Raw genomic sequence first — 18,001 nt, 5'->3', positions numbered from 1 at the left:
GTCGAGGGCAGTTTGAGGGCCGTCCCCACAGCGGGGGCGGCCCTTTATGTTGGGGCAGGCGTTCCGGCGGGTTGGCGAACCGGGCTCAGGCGCCGGCGGGGCTTGGCGACGGTGCCGCGGCGGGCGCACCCGTGGCGGGGCTGCTGGCGGCCGGTGCAGTCGGGCCGGCGGGCGTGCCGGGTGCGGTCGCGGCAAGACGGGCGCGCAGCGCCTCGGCGGTCAGCGGAACATTCTTGATGCGCTTTTCGGGTTCGCCGAGCGGCGGGATCTCGGTGTCGCCCAGCGTCACCTTCAGCATGTTGGGCCGGCCGGTGGTGATCACCGGTGCTTCTGCGCCGTCGGGCAGCTGATAGCGTTCGCCCGGCTGCATTTCCTTTTCAAACAGGCGCTTGCCCGCCGCATCGGTGATCCGCACCCAAACAATGTCGGTTGCGGTCAGCGCGACCGGGCCGGTGGCGGGCGCAGGCGCTGCCACAGGCGGGGGCGGGGCGGCGGCCGGCTGCTCCGACGCTTCGGGCGCAGGCGTGGACGTGGACGTGGACATGGCGATTTCGGGGGCGCTGCCGCTTGCCAGCCAGTTGCTGCGCCACAGCGCATAGCCGCCGACCAGCAGCAGCACGAGGATCAGCCCGGTCCAGGCGAGGCCGCGCGGCGGCACGCGCGCCGGATCGGCGGGGGCGAGATCAAGGCTTTCCTGCCGGGCGCGCAGCCCGCCTTCAAGCTGGCCGCGCACCAGCGCGGCGATCGCCACCTCGTCCGCGCCGACCGCGCGGGCATAGGCACGGGCAAAGCCGACGCTGTAGGTCGGCGAGGGCAGGGCGCCGAAATCATCGGCCTCGATCGCTTCCAGATGCCGCTGCGTCACCCGTGTGCGCGCGGCGATGTCGGTCAGGCTCAGGCCCGCCGCTTCGCGCGCGGCCCTCAGGCGCTCGCCCGCCCGGTCCGCACCGCTCACCGCCTCGTTTTCGCTCATCATCGCCCCTGTTGGGTTCGCGCCCGGATTAACCTTGTCACAAGTCCGGCCATGGCTTGTCAACCGGCTTGGGTCTGCGGATCAGGCCAGTTCAACCTGCTCAGCCATCGCCCAGTCGCTCAGCGCGGCGCGGATGTCGGCGGGGGGATGGGCAAGCCAGTCCGCCATTCGCGCCCGGAGCGCGCCGAGATCGAGCGAGCGCACCATCGCCTTGACCGGGCCGACCGCGAACGGGGTGATCGACAGCCTTTCGATGCCGATGCCGAGCAGCGCCATCGCCTCGAGCGGCCGGCCGCCCATTTCGCCGCACACGGTCACCGGCACGCCCTGGGCCAGGGCGGGCGCTGCGGCCCGGCGCAGGAAGCGCAGGATCGCCGGCGACAGCCAGTCATAGCGTTCGGCGAGCTTGGGATGCGCCCGGTCGGCCGCCATCAGAAACTGGGTCAGGTCGTTGGTGCCGATCGACAGGAAATCGATGCGCGGCAGCAGCAGATCCATGCATTCGGCAAGCGCCGGCACCTCGAGCATCGCGCCATAGCGGATCGCGGCCGGGGTCTGCCGTCCGCGCGCCGCCAGCCAGGTGCGCTGCGCCTCGAAAATCCCGCGCGCCTCGTCAAACTCCCACACCTCCGACACCATCGGGAACATGACGTTGAGCGTGCGTCCGGCCGCTGCCTCCAGCAGCGCGCGCGCCTGCGCCTTCATCAGCCCGTCGCGGTCGAGCGCGACGCGCAGCGCCCGCCAGCCCATCGCCGGGTTTTCCTCGCCCAGATCGTCGGCGCGCATATAGGGCAGCGCCTTGTCGCCGCCGATATCGACGGTGCGGAAAGTGACCGGCCGGTCGCCCGCGGCTTCCAATATGTCGCGGTAGAGCCGCTGCTGGCGCTCGCGCTGCGGCAGCGTGGCGGAAACGAGGAACTGGAACTCGGTGCGGAACAAGCCGATGCCGTCCGCGCCGGTGACGTCAAGCGCGGCGGCATCGTCGCGCAGCCCGGCATTGACCATCAGCGCGATGCGCGTTCCATCGCGCGTCACCGGGGGCAGGGGGCGCAGCGCGGCAAAGGCGGCGCGGCGTTTCTGGCTGAGCGTCAGCTTGGCGGCAAAGGCCTCCTCGATCGAGGCGCTGGGCCGTACGAACACCGAGCCCTGGGCGACGTCGAGCAGCAGCATGTCGCCCTCGCCGATCAGCCGGCGCACATCCTTGACCCGGCCGAGCACCGGCACGCCCATCGCGCGCGCGACGATGGTGACATGCGCGGTCAGCGACCCTTCCTCCAGGATCACCCCCTTCAGCCGGCGGCGGTCATATTCCAGCAGTTCGGCGGGGCCGAGATTGCGGGCGATCAGGATCGCATCCTGGCGCAGCCCCATCTGCGCGGCGGTGCCGAGCTGGCCGGAGACGATACGCAGCAGCCGGTTCGACAGATCCTCCAGATCGTGCATCCGGTCGGCGAGCAGCGGATCGTCGATCTGGCGCATCCGCATGCGCGTGCGCTGCTGCACCCGTTCGATCGCCGCCTCGGCGGTCAGGCCGCTGTCGATCGCCTCGTTGATCCGCCGCGACCAGCCCTCGTCATAGGCGAACATCTTGTAGGTTTCGAGCACCTCCTCATGCTCGCCGCCGGTGCCGAACTCGGCCTGGGCGGACATGCGGTCAATCTGTTCGCGCATCTTGACGAAGGCGGAATAGACGCGGCGGCGCTCGGCCTCGGTGTCTTCGGCGACCGTATGCTCGATGGTCACGCGCGGCTGGTGGAACACGGCGATGCCGCGCGCCATGCCCTCGACCAGCTTCTGCCCGTCGAGCCTGAGCGGCGCGCTCGACTGGACGCGGGTGGCGGCGGCGACCGGCCCGTCGATCAGCCCGGCATTGGCGATCAGTTCGGACAGCACCATCGCGACCGTCTGCAGCGCCTCGATCTCGACCTCGTCATAGCGGCGCGGCTCTGAATGCTGGACGCACAGCACGCCCACCGCCCGCTCGCGCCGGATGATCGGCACGCCGGCAAAGCTGTGGAACCGTTCCTCGCCGGTTTCGGGCTTGTAGGCGAAATCGGGATGGGCCGCGGCTTCATCGAGGTTCAGCACCTCGACATTCTGGGCGATCGTGCCGACCAGCCCCTCGCCCAGCGCGAGCTTGGTGACGTGAACCGCCTCCTGCTTCAGCCCGCGGGTGGCGAAGAGTTCGAGCACGCCGTCGCGCAGCAAATAGATCGAACAGACCTCGCTCGACAGCTGTTCGCCGATGATACCGACCACCTGGTTGAGCTTGGTCTGGGCATTGGCCTTGGACGCCATCACGTCGTGCAGGCGGGTGAGGATCTCGCGGGCGGACGATGCGGCGACAATCGGCATGGGCCGACGCTAGCAAAGCCGCCCGCAGCCGTCTTGGGGGAAAATGCGCACCGGCCCGCTGCGGGCGGCAGACGCAAAGAAGCGCACGGACCATGACGATCCGTGCGCTTCCGGGGATTGCCCCGTGGGGCAAACCAACGCCTTGGCAGGTGCCGGGCTACCCGGCACCGCAGGATCAGGCGGTCAGCGCCGTGCGGCGGTTCGCCCGGCGGCGGGCGGCCATGCCGACCGCACCGAAGCCGCCGATCATCATCGCCCAGGTCGCCGGCTCAGGCACTGCCGGGCTGAAGGTGATGCTCTTCAGCTTGAAGCCATCGACGCCGTCCGTGTTCATGTGGTCGGCGCCCAGGATCCAGATATTGCCGGTCTGGTTGTAGCTGAAGGTGCGCGCATCGGGCGTGCCCGGGCTGTTCTTCACGCTCACGGCGTTGCTGACCAGCGCGGTCATCAGCGCCGAGTTGGTGTGCAGCGACAGCGTGCTGTTCCACGGCGCGTTGACGATGCCGGTCGACAGCGTCGCGTCATTGTCGAACGAACCGGCGACCGTGTAGGTGTCGAGGTTCGCGCCGGTCAGGCGGACATTGCGGTCGAACTGGATCAGCACGAAATCGAAACCGTTCTGGTTCTCGACCGTGTGCAGATTGTTCATGCCGTTCTGGTCGCCGGTGCTGGTCGCGCCCAGGCCGTTGCCGAAGCGGGCCAGATAGGACTGGGTGGCGCTGTAGGTGAAGCCGCCGCTGTTGGCGGTGGCGCGCCACGCCGAGACGCGGAAGTTCACGCCGCCGGCCGAATAATTGAAGGCGTTGCCGACGGTGCCGTTGACCGGATCATTGCCCGTGAAGGTGAAGGTCGTGGCGGCCGAAACCGGCGCCGAAAGGACAGCGGCGCCCAGAGCGGCCGCAGCGAGGAACTTGTTCATTTCACACCCCTGACTTCGTTTAACGAACCTGCCGATAGTCCAACGGGCCGATTCGGTCGACCCCCTTTGGCAGAGAGTTAATGTTTCTTTTCGGGATCGTCCCGAAAGGACACGTAAACCGTTTCCAGTAACAGCCTGGTTCAGACTGAGTTTCGCGCAAGTGCCGCGCGGGCTTCGGCCATCAGTGTCTTGATGATGTCGGCGACGGGTTCTTCGGCCTTGACCATCCCGACCGACTGGCCGGCCATGACCGAACCATGCTCGACATCGCCGTCGATGACCGCGCGGCGCAGCGCACCGGCCCAGAAATGCTCGATTTCCAGCTGCGCCGCCGCCATGTCGAGTTCGCCCTTGTCGAGCCGCGCCGCCACTTCGCGCTGCTTGGCGGTGAACAGCTCGGTGCCGGCATTTTTGAGCGCGCGCACCGGAATGACCGGCAGACGCGGGTCGATCTGCACGCTTGCCACCGCATCACGGGCCGAGGCGCGGATGAACGCCTTTTTGAACGCCGGATGGGCAATGCTCTCGGTCGCGCAGACGAAGCGCGTGCCCAGCTGCACGCCGGCCGCGCCCATTTCCAGATAGGTGGCGATCGCCTCGCCCCGGCCGATGCCGCCTGCCACGAAGATCGGCGCGGCCTCTGCCAGTTCGGGCAGGATTTCCTGCGCCAGCACCGATGTCGCGACCGGGCCGATATGGCCGCCCGCTTCCATCCCCTCGATAACGAGCGCGTCGACGCCCGAGCGCAGCAGCTTGCGCGCGAGCGCAAGCGCCGGGGCAAAGCAGATGATGCGCGCGCCGGTCGCCTTCAGCGCGTCGATGCTGCCCGCCGGCGGCAGGCCGCCTGCCAGCACGACATGGCTGACGCCGTGACGGCCGCAGATCGCGATCAGCTCGGCCAGATCGGGGTGCATGGTGATCAGGTTGACGCCGAACGGCCGGTCGGTGAGCGCGCGCGTGGCCGCGATCTCGGCATCGAGCAGCGCGGGCGGCATCGCGCCGCAGGCGATGACGCCGAAACCGCCGGCATTGGAGATCGCCGCCACCAGATGCCGTTCCGACACCCAGGACATGGCGCCGCCCAGCACCGCGACCTCGCTGCCCAGAAACGCCGCGCCGCGCGCCATCAGCGCGGTCAGCCGGTCCTGCTGCACCGCGCCAGTCACCCCGCCAGTTACCGTATCAGTCATTGCGGCGCTCACGCCGCCGCCTGATCGGCGTCGAGGCCATAGGCGGTGTGCAGCACGCGCACCGCAAGTTCGGTATAATCCTCCTCGATCAGCACCGAGACCTTGATCTCCGACGTGGTGATCGCCTGAATGTTGATGCCGCGCTCGCCAAGCGTGCGGAACATCGTCGCCGCCACCCCGGCATTGGAGCGCATGCCGACGCCGACGATCGACACCTTGGATACGTTGGTGTCATGCACCAGCCGGGTATAGCCGATGCGCTCGCGCGCCTGGGTCAGAACGTCGAGCGAGCGCGCCAGTTCGGCCATCGGCACGGTGAAGGTCACATCGGTCGATCCGGTATCGTGCGCGATGTTCTGCACGATCATGTCGACATTGATGTTCGCTTCGGCAAGCGGGGCGAAGATCGAGGCGACGGCGCCGGGCCGGTCGGGCACGTCGGTCAGGGTGATCTTCGCCTCATTCTTGTCATGGGCGATGCCGGTGATGAGCTGACGTTCCATTTCGCTTTCCTCAATCTCGTCGTCGCCGACGATCATCGTGCCGGGCCGGTCGTCGAACGACGACAGCACCTGCACGCGCACATTCTCGCGCATCGCGAGCCCCACCGAACGGGTCTGGAGCACCTTTGCGCCGACGCTCGCCAGTTCGAGCATCTCTTCATACGTGACCTTTTGCAGCTTGCGCGCGCGCGGGACGATGCGGGGATCGGTCGTGTAGACGCCGTCGACATCGGTATAGATGTCGCACCGGTCCGCCTTCATCGCCGCCGCCACCGCGACCGCCGACGTATCCGATCCGCCGCGGCCGAGCGTCGTGATGCGGCCATTCTCCGCCATGCCCTGAAAGCCCGGGATCACCGCCACTTCGCCGGCGGCCAGCGCCGCATCGAGCGCCCTGGTGTCGATCTCCTCGATCCGCGCCGCCGCATGGCCGCCGACCGTGCCGATCGGCAGCTGCCAGCCCAGCCAGGACCGGGCGGGCACGCCGATGGTCTGGAGCGCGATGGCGAGCAGGCCGCTCGTCACCTGTTCGCCGGCCGCGACCACGACATCATATTCCGCCGGATCGTAAAGCGGCGAGACTTCGCGGCAGAAGGAAACCAATCGGTCGGTCTCGCCCGCCATGGCGGAGACGACGACCGCCACCTGATGGCCAGCCTCGACCTCGCGCTTCACCCGGCGCGCGACATTCTGGATGCGTTCCACCCCGGCCATCGAGGTGCCGCCGAACTTCATTACGATGCGCGCCATGGATCGAAGTCTGGACTGCCTTGGAGAAAACGGGCCGTCCTGATAGGAAAGTGACCCCATGAACACAAGTGACGCTTCCGTCAGCCAGGCGGTGCCCGAAACCGGGTCCGGCTGTGCGCCTGCTGCCCCGACCATCCGGCCGGACGAGGCGGCGCATTTCGGCGCGCTGGCGGCGGACTGGTGGAACCCGCGCGGCAGTTCGGCGATGCTCCACCGGCTCAACCCGGTGCGTCTCGCCTATGTCAGGCGGATGATCGATGCCCATTGGGGCGGCGACGGGCGCACGCTCCGCCCGCTTGCCGGGCGGCGCGCGCTCGATGTCGGCTGCGGGGCCGGGCTGCTCGCCGAACCGCTCGCGCGCATGGGGGCGAGGTCACCGGGATCGACGCCGCGCCCGAAAACATCGCCGCCGCGCGCGACCATGCGGCAGCACAGGGGCTGGCGATTGACTATGTCGCCGGCGAGGTTGGCGCGCTCGACGCCGCGCCGTTCGATCTCGTCACCGCGATGGAGGTGATCGAGCATGTCGCGGATCCCGCGGCCTTTGCCGCCGCGCTCGTCGCCCGGCTTGCGCCCGGCGGGCTGATGATCCTGTCCACGCCCAACCGCACCGCCAAGGCGCGGCTGATGATGATCACGCTTGCCGAAGGGCTGGGACAGATCCCGCGCGGCACCCATGACTGGGACCGGTTCCTGACGCCGGAGGAGCTGACCGCGCATCTGGAGGCGGCCGGGCTGGCGGTGACCGATATCTGCGGGCTGGCATTTTCGCCCGCGCGCGGGTTCGTGCTGGGGGACGACCGCTCGCTCAATTATCTCATCGCCGCCCGGCACCGCTGACGCAGGGGGTCACGCCCCGGACGGGGGCGAGGGCGTGGGCGTGGGCCGGGGCAGGTGCGGTTCGGCGGTATCTTCCTGCCGCTCCAGCCGGTCCAGCCGCGCCTCGATGCGCGCCAGCGTCTCCATGATCATCACCTGCTCGGCATGGGTGAAGGCGTCGCTGTCATGGATCAGCCGGTCGATCAGCCGCACGATGATCAGCGGCGCGATGATGAACACCGATGCGTGCATCAGCGCCAGCGCCAGCCAGCGCCCGGCGGGCGTGCGCGGCGTCACATCGCCATAGCCGGTCGAGGTCGCGGTCGTGCCCGCCCAGTAAAGGCTGGTCTGGAAATCATGCCCCTCGATCATCATGAAGGCGAGCGCGCCAAGGCCGAGCAGCAGCAGGTAGAGCGCGGCCAGTTCCTTGAGCGTGTCGGTCATTGCCTGGATGCGTGTCATCTGCCCCTCCCGCTCCGGGTTTCTGTTGTGGCGCGTTGTCCGGGCAGCCTGGCAAGCTCACCTGACAGAAAACCGCTCTAGCCGCTGATGATGTGCGGCACGAACCGGGCCGTATTGCCGGTGATCAGCCCGTCCTCGCGAATGCCCATGCCCGCCGCCTCGCCGCCCACGACCCAGCAGCCGAGCACCGGATAGCCGCGACCGAAATCGCGCAGCCGGTAAAGCTGCTGGTAGATGCACGGCCCGTCATAGCCGCCGCCCGCCTGCGCGCGGAGGCGGCCGCCCTCGACCAGCGCGATGTTCGCCCCCTCGCGCGCGAGGCAGGGTTTGATCACATGGTCCGGCCCGGCATCGGCGGCAGTAAAGCCGGCGGGCAGCAGATTGGGATGGCCGGGAAACATCTCCCACAGCACCGGCAGGATCGCCTTGTTGCTCCAGATCATCTTCCAGATCGGCTCGATCCACAAAGTGTCGGGCAGATGGCGGACGATGTCGCGCCCGAACGGTTCGGCGACGATCCATTCCCAGGGATAAAGCTTGAAGATCGCGCTGATCAGCCGGTCATCGCCATCGACGATCCGCCCGGCGGCATCGAGGCCGATATCGTCGATCACCACACCCAGCGTCTCGATCCCCGCCGTCTCGGCCAGTTCGCGCAGATAGGTTGTGGTGATCGTGTCCTCATGCGCCTCGTCGGCGACATGGCCGAACCACAGCCGCCCGCCCGGCAGAGCGCCGGCCACCCGCCGCCACGCGTCGATCAGCCTTTCGTGCAGGCTGTTGAACTGGTCATGGCCGGGAAACACATCCTCTTTCCAGTTCCACTGGATCACCGCCGTTTCCAGCAGGGCGGTCGGCGTGTCGCAGTTGAACTCGAACAGCGCCGGGGCGCTGATGCCGTCATAGCCGAAATCGAACCGGCCATGGTCGAGCGCGGGCGGCCTGTCGTGCCAGGACGCGGCGACCGCATCCATGCACCAGTCGGGAATGCCGAAGCGCGCCATCAGCGCGCGGTCGCCCGCGATCCGCTCCCCCGCCGCCAGAAACAGGCGGTAGACATCCTCGGTCGCCGCCTCGATCATCTCGATCTCGGCCAGGGTGAAGCGATAACAGCCGCTTTCGTCCCAATAGGGGCGGTCCGCCTCGCTGTGCCAGATCAGCCCCTGATCCGCGACCGTTTGCGGCCAGCCGGGGCGCGGAGCGATGGCGATCCGGTCCACCGGGTCAGCCGCGGCCGCTGCCGAAGCGGCGGCTGCTGAGGCCGAGGCCGCCGCGCCTGATCGCCTGGCTGCGGGTGATCCGCGTCTCGACCGGTGCCTCGGCATAGCGCGTGCCGGCCATCGGCACGAAGCTGCCCGCGACCGCGCGGCGGCGGTCATGGATGCTGTCGCCATAATAGGGAATGGCCGACCGGCGGCCGAGATAATACCAGAGGAAGCCGGAGTTGGAGTTGCCGTAGAAGCGCGCCCCGCCGGTGCGGCCATTGGCGCACAGATCGTCATCCACCCGTTCGCCCGCTTCGTTGACGCAGATCGCCGTGTCGCGGTCGGCCACCATCGGTTCGCCCCAGTCGTCGCGCGGCGAGCAGGCGGGCAGGGCGGCGATGGCGGCGGCCATGGCGGCGGTCATCGGCAGCTGTTTCTTCATCGCCGGGCGCTCAGGGGATCATGCACGCGGCCTGGAGGATGCCGATCCCCAGCCCGATCCCGCCGACGAAAATGCCCGAGGCCGTGCAGCCTTCGGCGATGCGCGCGGAAATGCCGGCAAACACCAGCCGCGCGATGACGAGGAAGACGAGCAGCTGCACCATGGCCGCCACCGCGCCCCACAGCATCATGTCGGGGATGCTGACCGAATGGGCGATGACGGTCGCGACCGGGATCGCAAAGCCCAGAAACGTGCCGCTCAGCTGGGTCGCCGCCGCGCTGTTGCCGTCGCGGATCAGCGCCAGCTCGCGGTGCGGGGTCAGCCGCACATAGACGAACAGGAACAGCGCCGCGAGCGTGACCGCGGCCGCGAAATAGGCGAGGAAATCCGGCAGCGCGCCGATGAAATATCCGAACATGGTCCCCCTTCCGGCAACCGGGTGCGATCCGGCCGCCGCATTCTCATGCGCGCCGGTCTATCAGCGCGCGCACGTGGCTGGAAGGGCGCACCGGTGCCGCCCCTCAGCCGGCGATCAGCGCCTGATAAAAGGCGATGGCGCGCATATACTGGTCCACGGCCAGCCGCTCGTCATTGCCGTGAAACCGGGCAAGGTCGCCCGGCGTCATGACGATCGGCATGAACCGCAGCACGCTGCGCGCCAGCCCCTCATAGGCGCGGCCGTCGGTCGCGCCCAGCACCAGCCCCGGGGCGACCACGGCGTTGGGGAAATGGACGCGCACCAGCCCTTTCAGCCGGGCGAAATCGGGACCGGCGGGGTCGGCCGGGCGGCTCGGCTCATGGCCGCCGGGCAACGCGCGCAGCCGCACGCCCGGATCATCGGCCATTGCCCGGTCATGCGCCAGCACCCCGGCGCGGCTGTCACCGGGCAGGATGCGGTGGTTGATCACCGCCCGCGCGGTCTGGGGCAGGACATTGTCCTTGGTGCCGGCGGCAAGGATGGTCGGGGCCGTCGTCGTGCGCAGCAGCGCCGCCGTGTCGGGCCGGGCGAGAAAGGCGCGGCGAATGAGCGGGGCGGTCAGCCAGCGATTGGCGAGCACCGCGCGCATCGGCCAGTCGGCATAAGGCGCGACATGATCGATCAGCGCGCCCGCGGGGCCGTCCAGCCGCGCCGGCAGCTGATCGTCGAAGATATGCGCCACCGCGCGCGACAGGCGGGCAGCGGCATTGTCGCCGCCGGGCATCGAGCTGTGGCCGCCGGTGCCGCGCGCGATCAGCTCGACCGACACATAGCCTTTTTCCGCCGTGCCGATCACCGCGACCGGCGCGCGCACGAATGACAGCACGCCGTCGAGCACCGCATAGCCTTCGTCGAGCGCCAGGCCGATCCGCGCCCCACGCTGCCTGAGCAGCGCCGCGACCGCGCGTGCGCCGCTGCCGCCGCGTTCCTCGTCATGCCCGAAGGCGAGATAGACGGTCTGGCGCGGGCGCACGCCGCGCGCCGCCAGCCGCTCCGCCGCCTCGAGGATCGCCATCAGCGATGCCTTGTCGTCAATCGCCCCGCGGCCCCAGACATGGCCGTCGGCGACCGTCCCGGCAAAAGGCGGGTGCGTCCAGCGTTCGGCGCTGCCGGGGTCGATCGGCACCACGTCCTGATGCGCGGCGAGCAGCAGCGCGGGTGCCGCCGGATCGCGCCCCGGCCAGGTGTAGAGAAGCGTGCCGCCGGCCAGCACCTCGCGCCTGAGCGTCTGGTGCACGCGGGGAAAGCTCGCCTCCAGATGGGCGTGAAAGGCCGCGAGCATCGGCGCGGGCGGCGGCGCGCCCGCAGTCGAGACGGTCGGGATGCGGAGCGCTTCCGCCAGCCGCGCGACGGCGGCCCGGTCGACCGGCGGGGCGGGGGGCAGGGCGGCGGCGAGCGGTTCGGGGCGCAGGCGCCAGGCGTTGACGGCCATCGCCGCCGCCAGCCCGGCGATCAGCAGGCCGGTGAGCGCCAGCATGGTGCGCCATTTGCGGCCCCGTCGCGGCTGTTCCCATCCCGGCGGTGCGCGCCTTGCCATTCGGCCATCCCCCTTATTCTGCCCCCGGCACTGGACCGGAAGCGGGGCGGGCGGTCAAGCCGCAGGCGGACTCAGAAATCGACCTTGTCGTAATGCGGCGGCGGGGTGATCACCTCCATGCGTTCCGACAAAAGCGGGCGGAAGCTCGGCCGGCTTTTGAGCGCCGCATACCAGCGCTGCGTCTGGGCATGGCCGCGCCAGTCGATGCCGCCCAGATAATCGGCGACCGAGATGTGCGCGGCCGCGGTCAGATCGGCAAGGCTCATCGTCGCGCCGCCCAGCCAGTTGCGATGGTCGAGCAGATAATCGACATAATCGAGATGATTGACCGCGAGCTTCATCGCGTCGCGCAGCACCCGCGCATCGGGGCTGGCGCGGTCGATCAGCCGCTTTTTCATGCGTTCGTGCATCAGCGGGGCCACGACATCGGCATGAAATTGCTCGTCGAACCACGCCACCAGCCGGCGGATCTCGGCCCGGTTGACCGAGGTGCCGTTGATCATCGGTGCCTGTTCGACGGTTTCCTCGAAATATTCGCAGATCGCCCAGCTGTCGATCAGCGTCAGGCCCTTGGCCGCCTCGACCATCACCGGGGTGCGCCCGGCGGGGTTCATGTCCAGAAACTCGTCGCGCCGCTCCCAGGGGGATTCGCGCACCAGATCATAGCCGATGCCCTTTTCACCCAGCAGCAGGCGGACCTTGCGCGAAAAGGGGCAGAGCGGGAACTGATAAAGCTGCCACATGGACCCGGCTGTTAGGCCGTTCGGCGCGGCGGCGAAAGATGCCATGACGGCAAAATGCCGCCCGGATCATCTCCGGCTCCCGATCACTCCATTCCGGGATAACGGGCATGGACGGGCAGGGCGTCGATCCCGGTCATCCAGCCCAGCCGCTCGGCAATCTGGATCTGATCGGTCGGCGGCACCGCGCCGGGATCGTCGAGCGTGGCCGACTGGACGTCGATCAGCCCGGGCAGCATCGTGTCGTTGGTGTAGAACAGCCCGGTCCCGCAGGCGGCGCAGAAATGGCGGCGGGCATGTTCCGACGAGGCATAGATTTGCGGGCTGCCCTGCAGCAGCGCGACACCCTCGCGCGCCATCATGATCCAGCCGACCATCGGCGCGCCGGACGCGCGGCGGCAGTCGCTGCAATGGCAAAGCGTGTGGTTGGCGAAATCGCCCGCCAGCCGGTAGCGGATCGCGCCGCAGTGACAGCCGCCGTCCATGATCCTTCTCCCATGCCCATGTTCCGCCTTTGTTCTATCGCCGGGCGATGGGCGGTGCAAGAGGAGCGCCGCCCTTATTCGGCGGCCACCGCCTCGGGCGCGTCGTCGAGCGGGTGGGGCAGGCGGCTGAGCATTTCGCGGGGCACGACCTGCCAGATCATGTCGCGCGTCCGGTCCCAGTCCTCGATCAGGCCGCGCGCCCATTTGCTGTCGGTCGACTGCGCATGTTCGGCGATCAGGCCGCGCACATGCTCTTCCCAGTGCGCCGCGCCCAGCCGCCGCCAGATGATCGATTCGGGATTGGCGCGTTCGGCAAAGCGCCCGTCCGTGTCGAGCACGAACGCCATGCCCCCGGTCATGCCCGCCCCGAAGTTCGCGCCGACCGCACCCAGGATCACCGCCGTGCCGCCGGTCATATATTCGCAGCCATTGGCACCGCAGCCCTCGACCACCACGGTCGCGCCCGAGTTGCGCACCGCGAACCGTTCGCCCGCGCGCCCGGCGGCGAACAGCCGGCCCGAGGTTGCGCCATAGAGCACGGTGTTGCCGACGATCACATTGTCCTGGCTCATCAGCGGGGAGCTGACCATCGGCCGGACGATGATGATGCCGCCCGACAGCCCCTTGCCGACATAGTCGTTGGCGTCGCCGAACACCTCAAGCGTGATGCCCTTGCACAGGAACGCGCCCAATGACTGGCCCGCCGATCCGCGCAGCCGCACCTGGACATGATGGTCGGCCAGCGCCGACATGCCGAAACGCTGCGTGACCTCCGCCGACAGCCGCGTCCCGACCGCGCGGTGGGTGTTGCGGACATTGTAGGTCAGCTGCATCCGCTCGCCCCGGTCGAACACGGCGCGCGCATCGGCGATCATCTGCGCATCAAGGCTTGGCGGCACTTCGTTGCGGAAGGTGGGCAGGCTGAAACGGCGCTCATGGTCCGCCGCATCGACCTTGGCGAGGATCGGATTGAGATCGAGATCGTCCAGATGCTCGGCGCCGCGGCTGACCTGGCGCAGCAGCTCGGTGCGCCCGATCACCTCGTCGAGCGACCGGCAGCCCAGCCGGCTCAATATCTCGCGCACCTCTTCGGCGATGAAGGTCATCAGGTTGATGACCTTTTCCGGGCTGCCGGTGAAGCGGGCGCGCAGCTTTTCGTCTTGCGTGCACACGCCGACCGGGCAGGTGTTGGAATGGCATTGCCTGACCATGATGCAGCCCATCGCAACCAGGCTGAGCGTGCCGATGCCATATTCCTCCGCGCCCAGGATCGCGGCGATGACGATGTCGCGCCCGGTCTTCAGCCCGCCATCGGTCCGAAGCTTCACCCGGCCGCGCAGGCCGTTCAGCGTCAGCGTCTGGTTGACTTCCGACAGGCCCATTTCCCACGGGGTGCCGGCATATTTGATGCTGGTGTGCGGGCTGGCGCCGGTGCCGCCATTATGGCCCGAGACGAGAATGACGTCGGCATGCGCCTTGGCCACGCCCGCCGCGACCGTGCCGATGCCCGCCGACGAGACAAGCTTCACGCACACCCGCGCGCGCGGGTTGATCATCTTCAGATCATAGATCAGCTGCGCCAGATCCTCGATCGAATAGATGTCGTGATGGGGCGGGGGGCTGATCAGCGTGACGCCCGGCGTCGAATGGCGCAGCCGGGCGATCATGTCGGTGACCTTGAAGCCCGGCAGCTGGCCGCCCTCGCCGGGCTTGGCCCCCTGCGCGACCTTGATCTCGATCTCCTCGCACGCGCCCAGATATTCGGCGGTGACGCCGAACCGGCCCGAGGCGATCTGCTTGATGACCGAGTTGGCATTGTCGCCATTGGCATAGGGGGCAAAGCGCGCCGGATCCTCGCCGCCTTCGCCCGACACCGCCTTGGCACCGATGCGGTTCATCGCGATCGCCAGCGTCTCATGCGCCTCGGGCGACAGCGCGCCCAGGCTCATGCCCGGCGTGACGAAGCGCTTGCGGATCTCGGTGATCGCCTCGACCTGGTCGAGCGGCACCGCCTCGCGCGCATGGTTGAACTCCAGCAGGTCGCGCAGATAGACGGGCGGCAGATCGCGCACCCCGCGCGAAAAGGCGAGATAGGTCGAATAGCTGTCGGTCGCGACCGCCGTCTGCAGCAGATGCATCAGCTGCGCCGAATAGGCATGGACCTCGCCGTCATGGCGCTGGCGGTAGAAGCCGCCGATCGGCAGCCGCGCCACCCCCGCATCCCATGCCGCCTCGTGGCGCAGCCGGGCGTTCAGATGGATCGAGGCATAGCCTTCGCCCGAAATCTTGGCCGGCATGCCGGGGAACAGGTCGTTGACCAGCGCCCGGCTGAGGCCCACCGCCTCGAAGTTGTAGCCGCCGCGATAGCTGGAGATCACCGAGATCCCCATTTTCGACATGATCTTGAGCAGCCCGTCGCCGATCGCCCGGCGATAATTGTCGATCGCCTGGTCAAGCGTCATGGTGCCGAACAGGCCCCGCGCATGGCGGTCGGCGATCGAGGCTTCGGCCAGCCAGGCGTTGACGGTGGTGGCGCCCACGCCGATCAGCACGGCGAAATAATGGGTGTCGAGACATTCCGACGCGCGGACGTTGATCGAGGCATAGCTGCGCAGGCCCTGACGGACGAGATGGGTGTGGACGGCGGCCGCCGCCAGCACCATCTGCACGGCCATGCGCGCCTCGCCGACGCCCTCGTCGGTCAGGAACAGTTCGGTCCGGCCTTCGCGCACCGCGCGTTCGGCCTCGATGCGGATGCGGGCGATGGCGGCGCGCAGCCGCTCCGGTCCGCCATCGGCCACATAGGTGCAGTCGATTTCCGCCGCCTGATCGCCGAACGAGGCCTTGAGCCGCGTCCAGTCGGCACAGCTGAGCACCGGCGTGTCGAGCACGAGGACGTTCGAGCTTTGCGCCTCGACGTCGAGGATGTTGGCCAGATTGCCGAACCGCGTCTTCAGCGACATCACATGACGTTCGCGCAGCGAATCGATCGGCGGGTTGGTGACCTGGCTGAAATTCTGGCGGAAAAACTGGGCGATGTTGCGCGGCTTGTCGGAAATCACGGCAAGCGGCGTGTCGTCGCCCATCGAGCCCACCGCTTCCTTGCCGTCCTCCGCCATCGGCGACAGGATCAGTTCCATGTCCTCAAGCGTCAGCCCGGCCGCCACCTGCCGCCGGGTCAGCGCCGCGCGGTCAAGCGCGGGCATGGTTTCACCTGCGGCCGGGGGCAGGTCCGCCAAAGTGCGGAAACCGCCGACCATCGCCTCATAGGGATGCTCGCCCGCCAGCCGCGCCTTGATCTCGGCATCGAACAGCAGCCCGCCCTGATCCAGATCGACGGCGATCATCTCGCCGGGGCCGAGCCGCCCCTTGGCGGTCACCATCGTCTCGGGTACCACCACCATGCCCGTTTCCGATCCGACGATCAGCAGCCCGTCGCCGGTCAGCGTGTAGCGCAGCGGGCGCAGCGCATTGCGGTCCATGCCCGCGACCGCCCAGCGCCCGTCGGTCATCGCCAGCGCCGCCGGGCCGTCCCATGGCTCCATCACGCTCGCCAGATATTCGTACATGGCGCGCTTGGCTGGATCCATGCCTGGCTCGTTCTGCCAGGCTTCGGGGACCAGCATCAGCTTGGCGGTCGGCGCATCGCGGCCCGAGCGGCAGATCGCCTCGAACACCGCATCGAGCGCCGCCGTGTCCGACGCGCCGGCGGGGATCAGCGGCTTGATGTCCTCGCTATGCTCGCCAAAGGCGAGGCTTGCCATCTTGATCTCATGGCTTTTCATCCAGTTCTTGTTGCCGCGGATCGTGTTGATCTCGCCATTGTGCGCAAGACACCGGAAGGGCTGGGCCAGCCACCATTGCGGGAAGGTGTTGGTCGAATAACGCTGGTGAAAGATCGCCAGCCGGCTTTCGAACCGTTCGTCCTGAAGGTCGGGATAAAAGAGGCTGAGCGATTCCGCGAGGAACAGCCCCTTGTAGATGATCGACTGGCAGCTGAGCGAGCAGATGTAGAAGCCCGCGATCTGCGCGGCGATCACCTTCTTCTCGATCCGGCGGCGGACGAGATAGAGATTCTTCTCGAACTCCGCCGCCGACTGTTCGTCGGGCAGCGGCCCGGCGATCATGATCTGCTCGATCTCCGGCCGGGTTTCCTGCGCCTTGCGCCCGATCACCGACACATCGACCGGCACCTGCCGCCAGCCATAGATGGTGTAGCCGGCATCGATCACTTCGGATTCGACGATCGTTCGGCACGTTTCCTGCGCGGCCAGATCGGTGCGCGGCAGGAAGATCATGCCGACCGCCAGCCGGTTGGGCAGCGGCCGGTGGCCGCTGTCGGCGATCGCATCGTCGAAGAAACGCGCCGGCAGATCGACATGCAGCCCCGCCCCGTCGCCGGTCATGCCATCGGCATCGACCGCGCCGCGATGCCACACCGCCTTCAGCGCATCGATCGCCGCCGCGACCACGCGGCGCGACGCCCGCCCGTCGGTGGCCGCGACCAGCCCGACGCCACAGGCATCGCTCTCGAACTCGGGGCGATACATGCCCTCCCGGGCAAGGCGTTCGCGTTGGGCGGTGCTGTCGATCATGGTGTCAGGCCTTGTCGGGGGCGGTGCGAACTCACTCGCCACTTGTTTTCTTCATCCGGGTCAGGAACTCGATCAACATGTCGAGCCCGAGATCGTTCAGTCTCTCGACCAGCGCCTGGTCGACCGCGGGCTGGCGTGCCGCGAGCGTCCTCCCGACCTCGGTTGAGTAAAAGGATGTGAGCTGCTCGAGTTCGACCGTTGAAAATTGGGATGCATAGGCTTCGGCGACCGCCTCCAACTGCTTTCGCCGCATCTCGGGAGCAAGCGAAGCAAGAACCGGCTCAGCTTGGCGCTCGAACTGCAAGCTGTCGGCGATGCAGTCGCGCCTTTCTCGCTCTGGCAACTTCGGGTCGTCATTCCGCGCCGCGCACGCGTCCACCATGCGGCTCGTTACGCGCGATAGAGATGTGGCAGTCAGATCGGGCAGCCGGGCTCCATAATCCATGGCAGAGACGAGCGACCGGGCAGCAGCCATTCTGGCCGCGTCCGTCGCGGGTTCGCTGGCCACCAGCAGGAGCCCGGCGAGTAACACCCCGCTCACGTCGCCA

The 18,001-nt window shown here is 68.3% G+C and carries 14 protein-coding genes and 1 pseudogene; 1 reads left to right on the top strand and 14 read right to left on the bottom strand.

Translation table 11 applies throughout. The annotated features are described in order from the left end of the window. Nucleotides 1–85: 85 nt before the first annotated feature. The 5 genes from GVO57_RS13885 to GVO57_RS13865 form a co-directional block, all read right to left on the bottom strand. Nucleotides 86–976 carry a helix-turn-helix domain-containing protein gene (locus GVO57_RS13885; protein ID WP_160593721.1) on the bottom strand — a complete coding sequence of 297 codons (891 nt, stop codon included), beginning with the start codon at nucleotides 974–976 and terminating at the stop codon, nucleotides 86–88. A 78-nt stretch (nucleotides 977–1,054) separates the two neighbouring features. Next, nucleotides 1,055–3,328, bottom strand: a complete 2,274-nt coding sequence (gene ptsP, locus GVO57_RS13880; protein ID WP_160593720.1) for a phosphoenolpyruvate--protein phosphotransferase — start codon at nucleotides 3,326–3,328, stop codon at nucleotides 1,055–1,057. A 175-nt stretch (nucleotides 3,329–3,503) separates the two neighbouring features. Continuing rightward, a complete protein-coding gene (locus GVO57_RS15135) occupies nucleotides 3,504–4,247 on the bottom strand; it encodes a PEPxxWA-CTERM sorting domain-containing protein (RefSeq protein ID WP_233281397.1) in 744 nt (247 codons plus the stop codon). A gap of 140 nt (nucleotides 4,248–4,387) precedes the next feature. After that, a complete protein-coding gene (locus GVO57_RS13870) occupies nucleotides 4,388–5,437 on the bottom strand; it encodes an NAD(P)H-dependent flavin oxidoreductase (RefSeq protein ID WP_233281396.1) in 1,050 nt (349 codons plus the stop codon). A gap of 8 nt (nucleotides 5,438–5,445) precedes the next feature. Then, complete coding sequence (locus GVO57_RS13865) at nucleotides 5,446–6,690, bottom strand: aspartate kinase (RefSeq protein ID WP_160593719.1); 1,245 nt, start codon at nucleotides 6,688–6,690, stop codon at nucleotides 5,446–5,448. 58 nt (nucleotides 6,691–6,748) lie between these two features. Between GVO57_RS13865 and ubiG the strand changes: the two are divergent. Then, nucleotides 6,749–7,530 (top strand): annotated as a pseudogene (gene ubiG / locus GVO57_RS13860) (bifunctional 2-polyprenyl-6-hydroxyphenol methylase/3-demethylubiquinol 3-O-methyltransferase UbiG). 9 nt (nucleotides 7,531–7,539) lie between these two features. Here the strand turns inward: ubiG and GVO57_RS13855 are convergent. The 9 genes from GVO57_RS13855 to GVO57_RS13815 all read right to left on the bottom strand — a co-directional run bounded on the left by GVO57_RS13855 (nucleotide 7,540) and on the right by GVO57_RS13815 (nucleotide 17,994). Further along, nucleotides 7,540–7,971, bottom strand: coding sequence for a potassium channel family protein (locus GVO57_RS13855; protein ID WP_160593718.1), 432 nt, complete (start codon nucleotides 7,969–7,971; stop codon nucleotides 7,540–7,542). A gap of 77 nt (nucleotides 7,972–8,048) precedes the next feature. After that, on the bottom strand, nucleotides 8,049–9,191 hold the full coding sequence (locus GVO57_RS13850) for a glutathionylspermidine synthase family protein (RefSeq protein ID WP_233281395.1): 1,143 nt from the start codon (nucleotides 9,189–9,191) through the stop codon (nucleotides 8,049–8,051). 4 nt (nucleotides 9,192–9,195) lie between these two features. Beyond that, nucleotides 9,196–9,618 carry a hypothetical protein gene (locus GVO57_RS13845; protein ID WP_160593716.1) on the bottom strand — a complete coding sequence of 141 codons (423 nt, stop codon included), beginning with the start codon at nucleotides 9,616–9,618 and terminating at the stop codon, nucleotides 9,196–9,198. A gap of 10 nt (nucleotides 9,619–9,628) precedes the next feature. After that, a complete protein-coding gene (locus GVO57_RS13840; RefSeq protein ID WP_160593715.1) occupies nucleotides 9,629–10,036 on the bottom strand; it encodes a DUF350 domain-containing protein in 408 nt (135 codons plus the stop codon). Nucleotides 10,037–10,139: 103 nt separating this feature from the next. Beyond that, on the bottom strand, nucleotides 10,140–11,573 hold the full coding sequence (locus tag GVO57_RS13835) for a M20 family peptidase (RefSeq protein WP_160593714.1): 1,434 nt from the start codon (nucleotides 11,571–11,573) through the stop codon (nucleotides 10,140–10,142). 131 nt (nucleotides 11,574–11,704) lie between these two features. Next, nucleotides 11,705–12,376, bottom strand: a complete 672-nt coding sequence (locus GVO57_RS13830) for a glutathione S-transferase family protein (RefSeq protein WP_160593713.1) — start codon at nucleotides 12,374–12,376, stop codon at nucleotides 11,705–11,707. A gap of 83 nt (nucleotides 12,377–12,459) precedes the next feature. After that, complete coding sequence (locus tag GVO57_RS13825) at nucleotides 12,460–12,858, bottom strand: GFA family protein (RefSeq protein WP_160593712.1); 399 nt, start codon at nucleotides 12,856–12,858, stop codon at nucleotides 12,460–12,462. 74 nt (nucleotides 12,859–12,932) lie between these two features. After that, nucleotides 12,933–17,453 carry a glutamate synthase large subunit gene (gene gltB / locus GVO57_RS13820; protein WP_160593711.1) on the bottom strand — a complete coding sequence of 1,507 codons (4,521 nt, stop codon included), beginning with the start codon at nucleotides 17,451–17,453 and terminating at the stop codon, nucleotides 12,933–12,935. A gap of 31 nt (nucleotides 17,454–17,484) precedes the next feature. Continuing rightward, entirely contained in the window at nucleotides 17,485–17,994 is a 510-nt protein-coding gene (locus tag GVO57_RS13815) for a DUF2059 domain-containing protein (protein ID WP_160593710.1), read from the bottom strand. Between the last annotated feature and the right edge of the window lie 7 nt (nucleotides 17,995–18,001).

This window comes from Sphingomonas changnyeongensis, assembly GCF_009913435.1.
In the GTDB taxonomy this organism is placed as follows: Bacteria; Pseudomonadota; Alphaproteobacteria; order Sphingomonadales; family Sphingomonadaceae; genus Sphingomonas_B; species Sphingomonas_B changnyeongensis.
The sequence above is the reverse complement of the archived record's forward strand: the minus strand, read 5'-3'. Positions and strand labels throughout refer to the sequence as shown.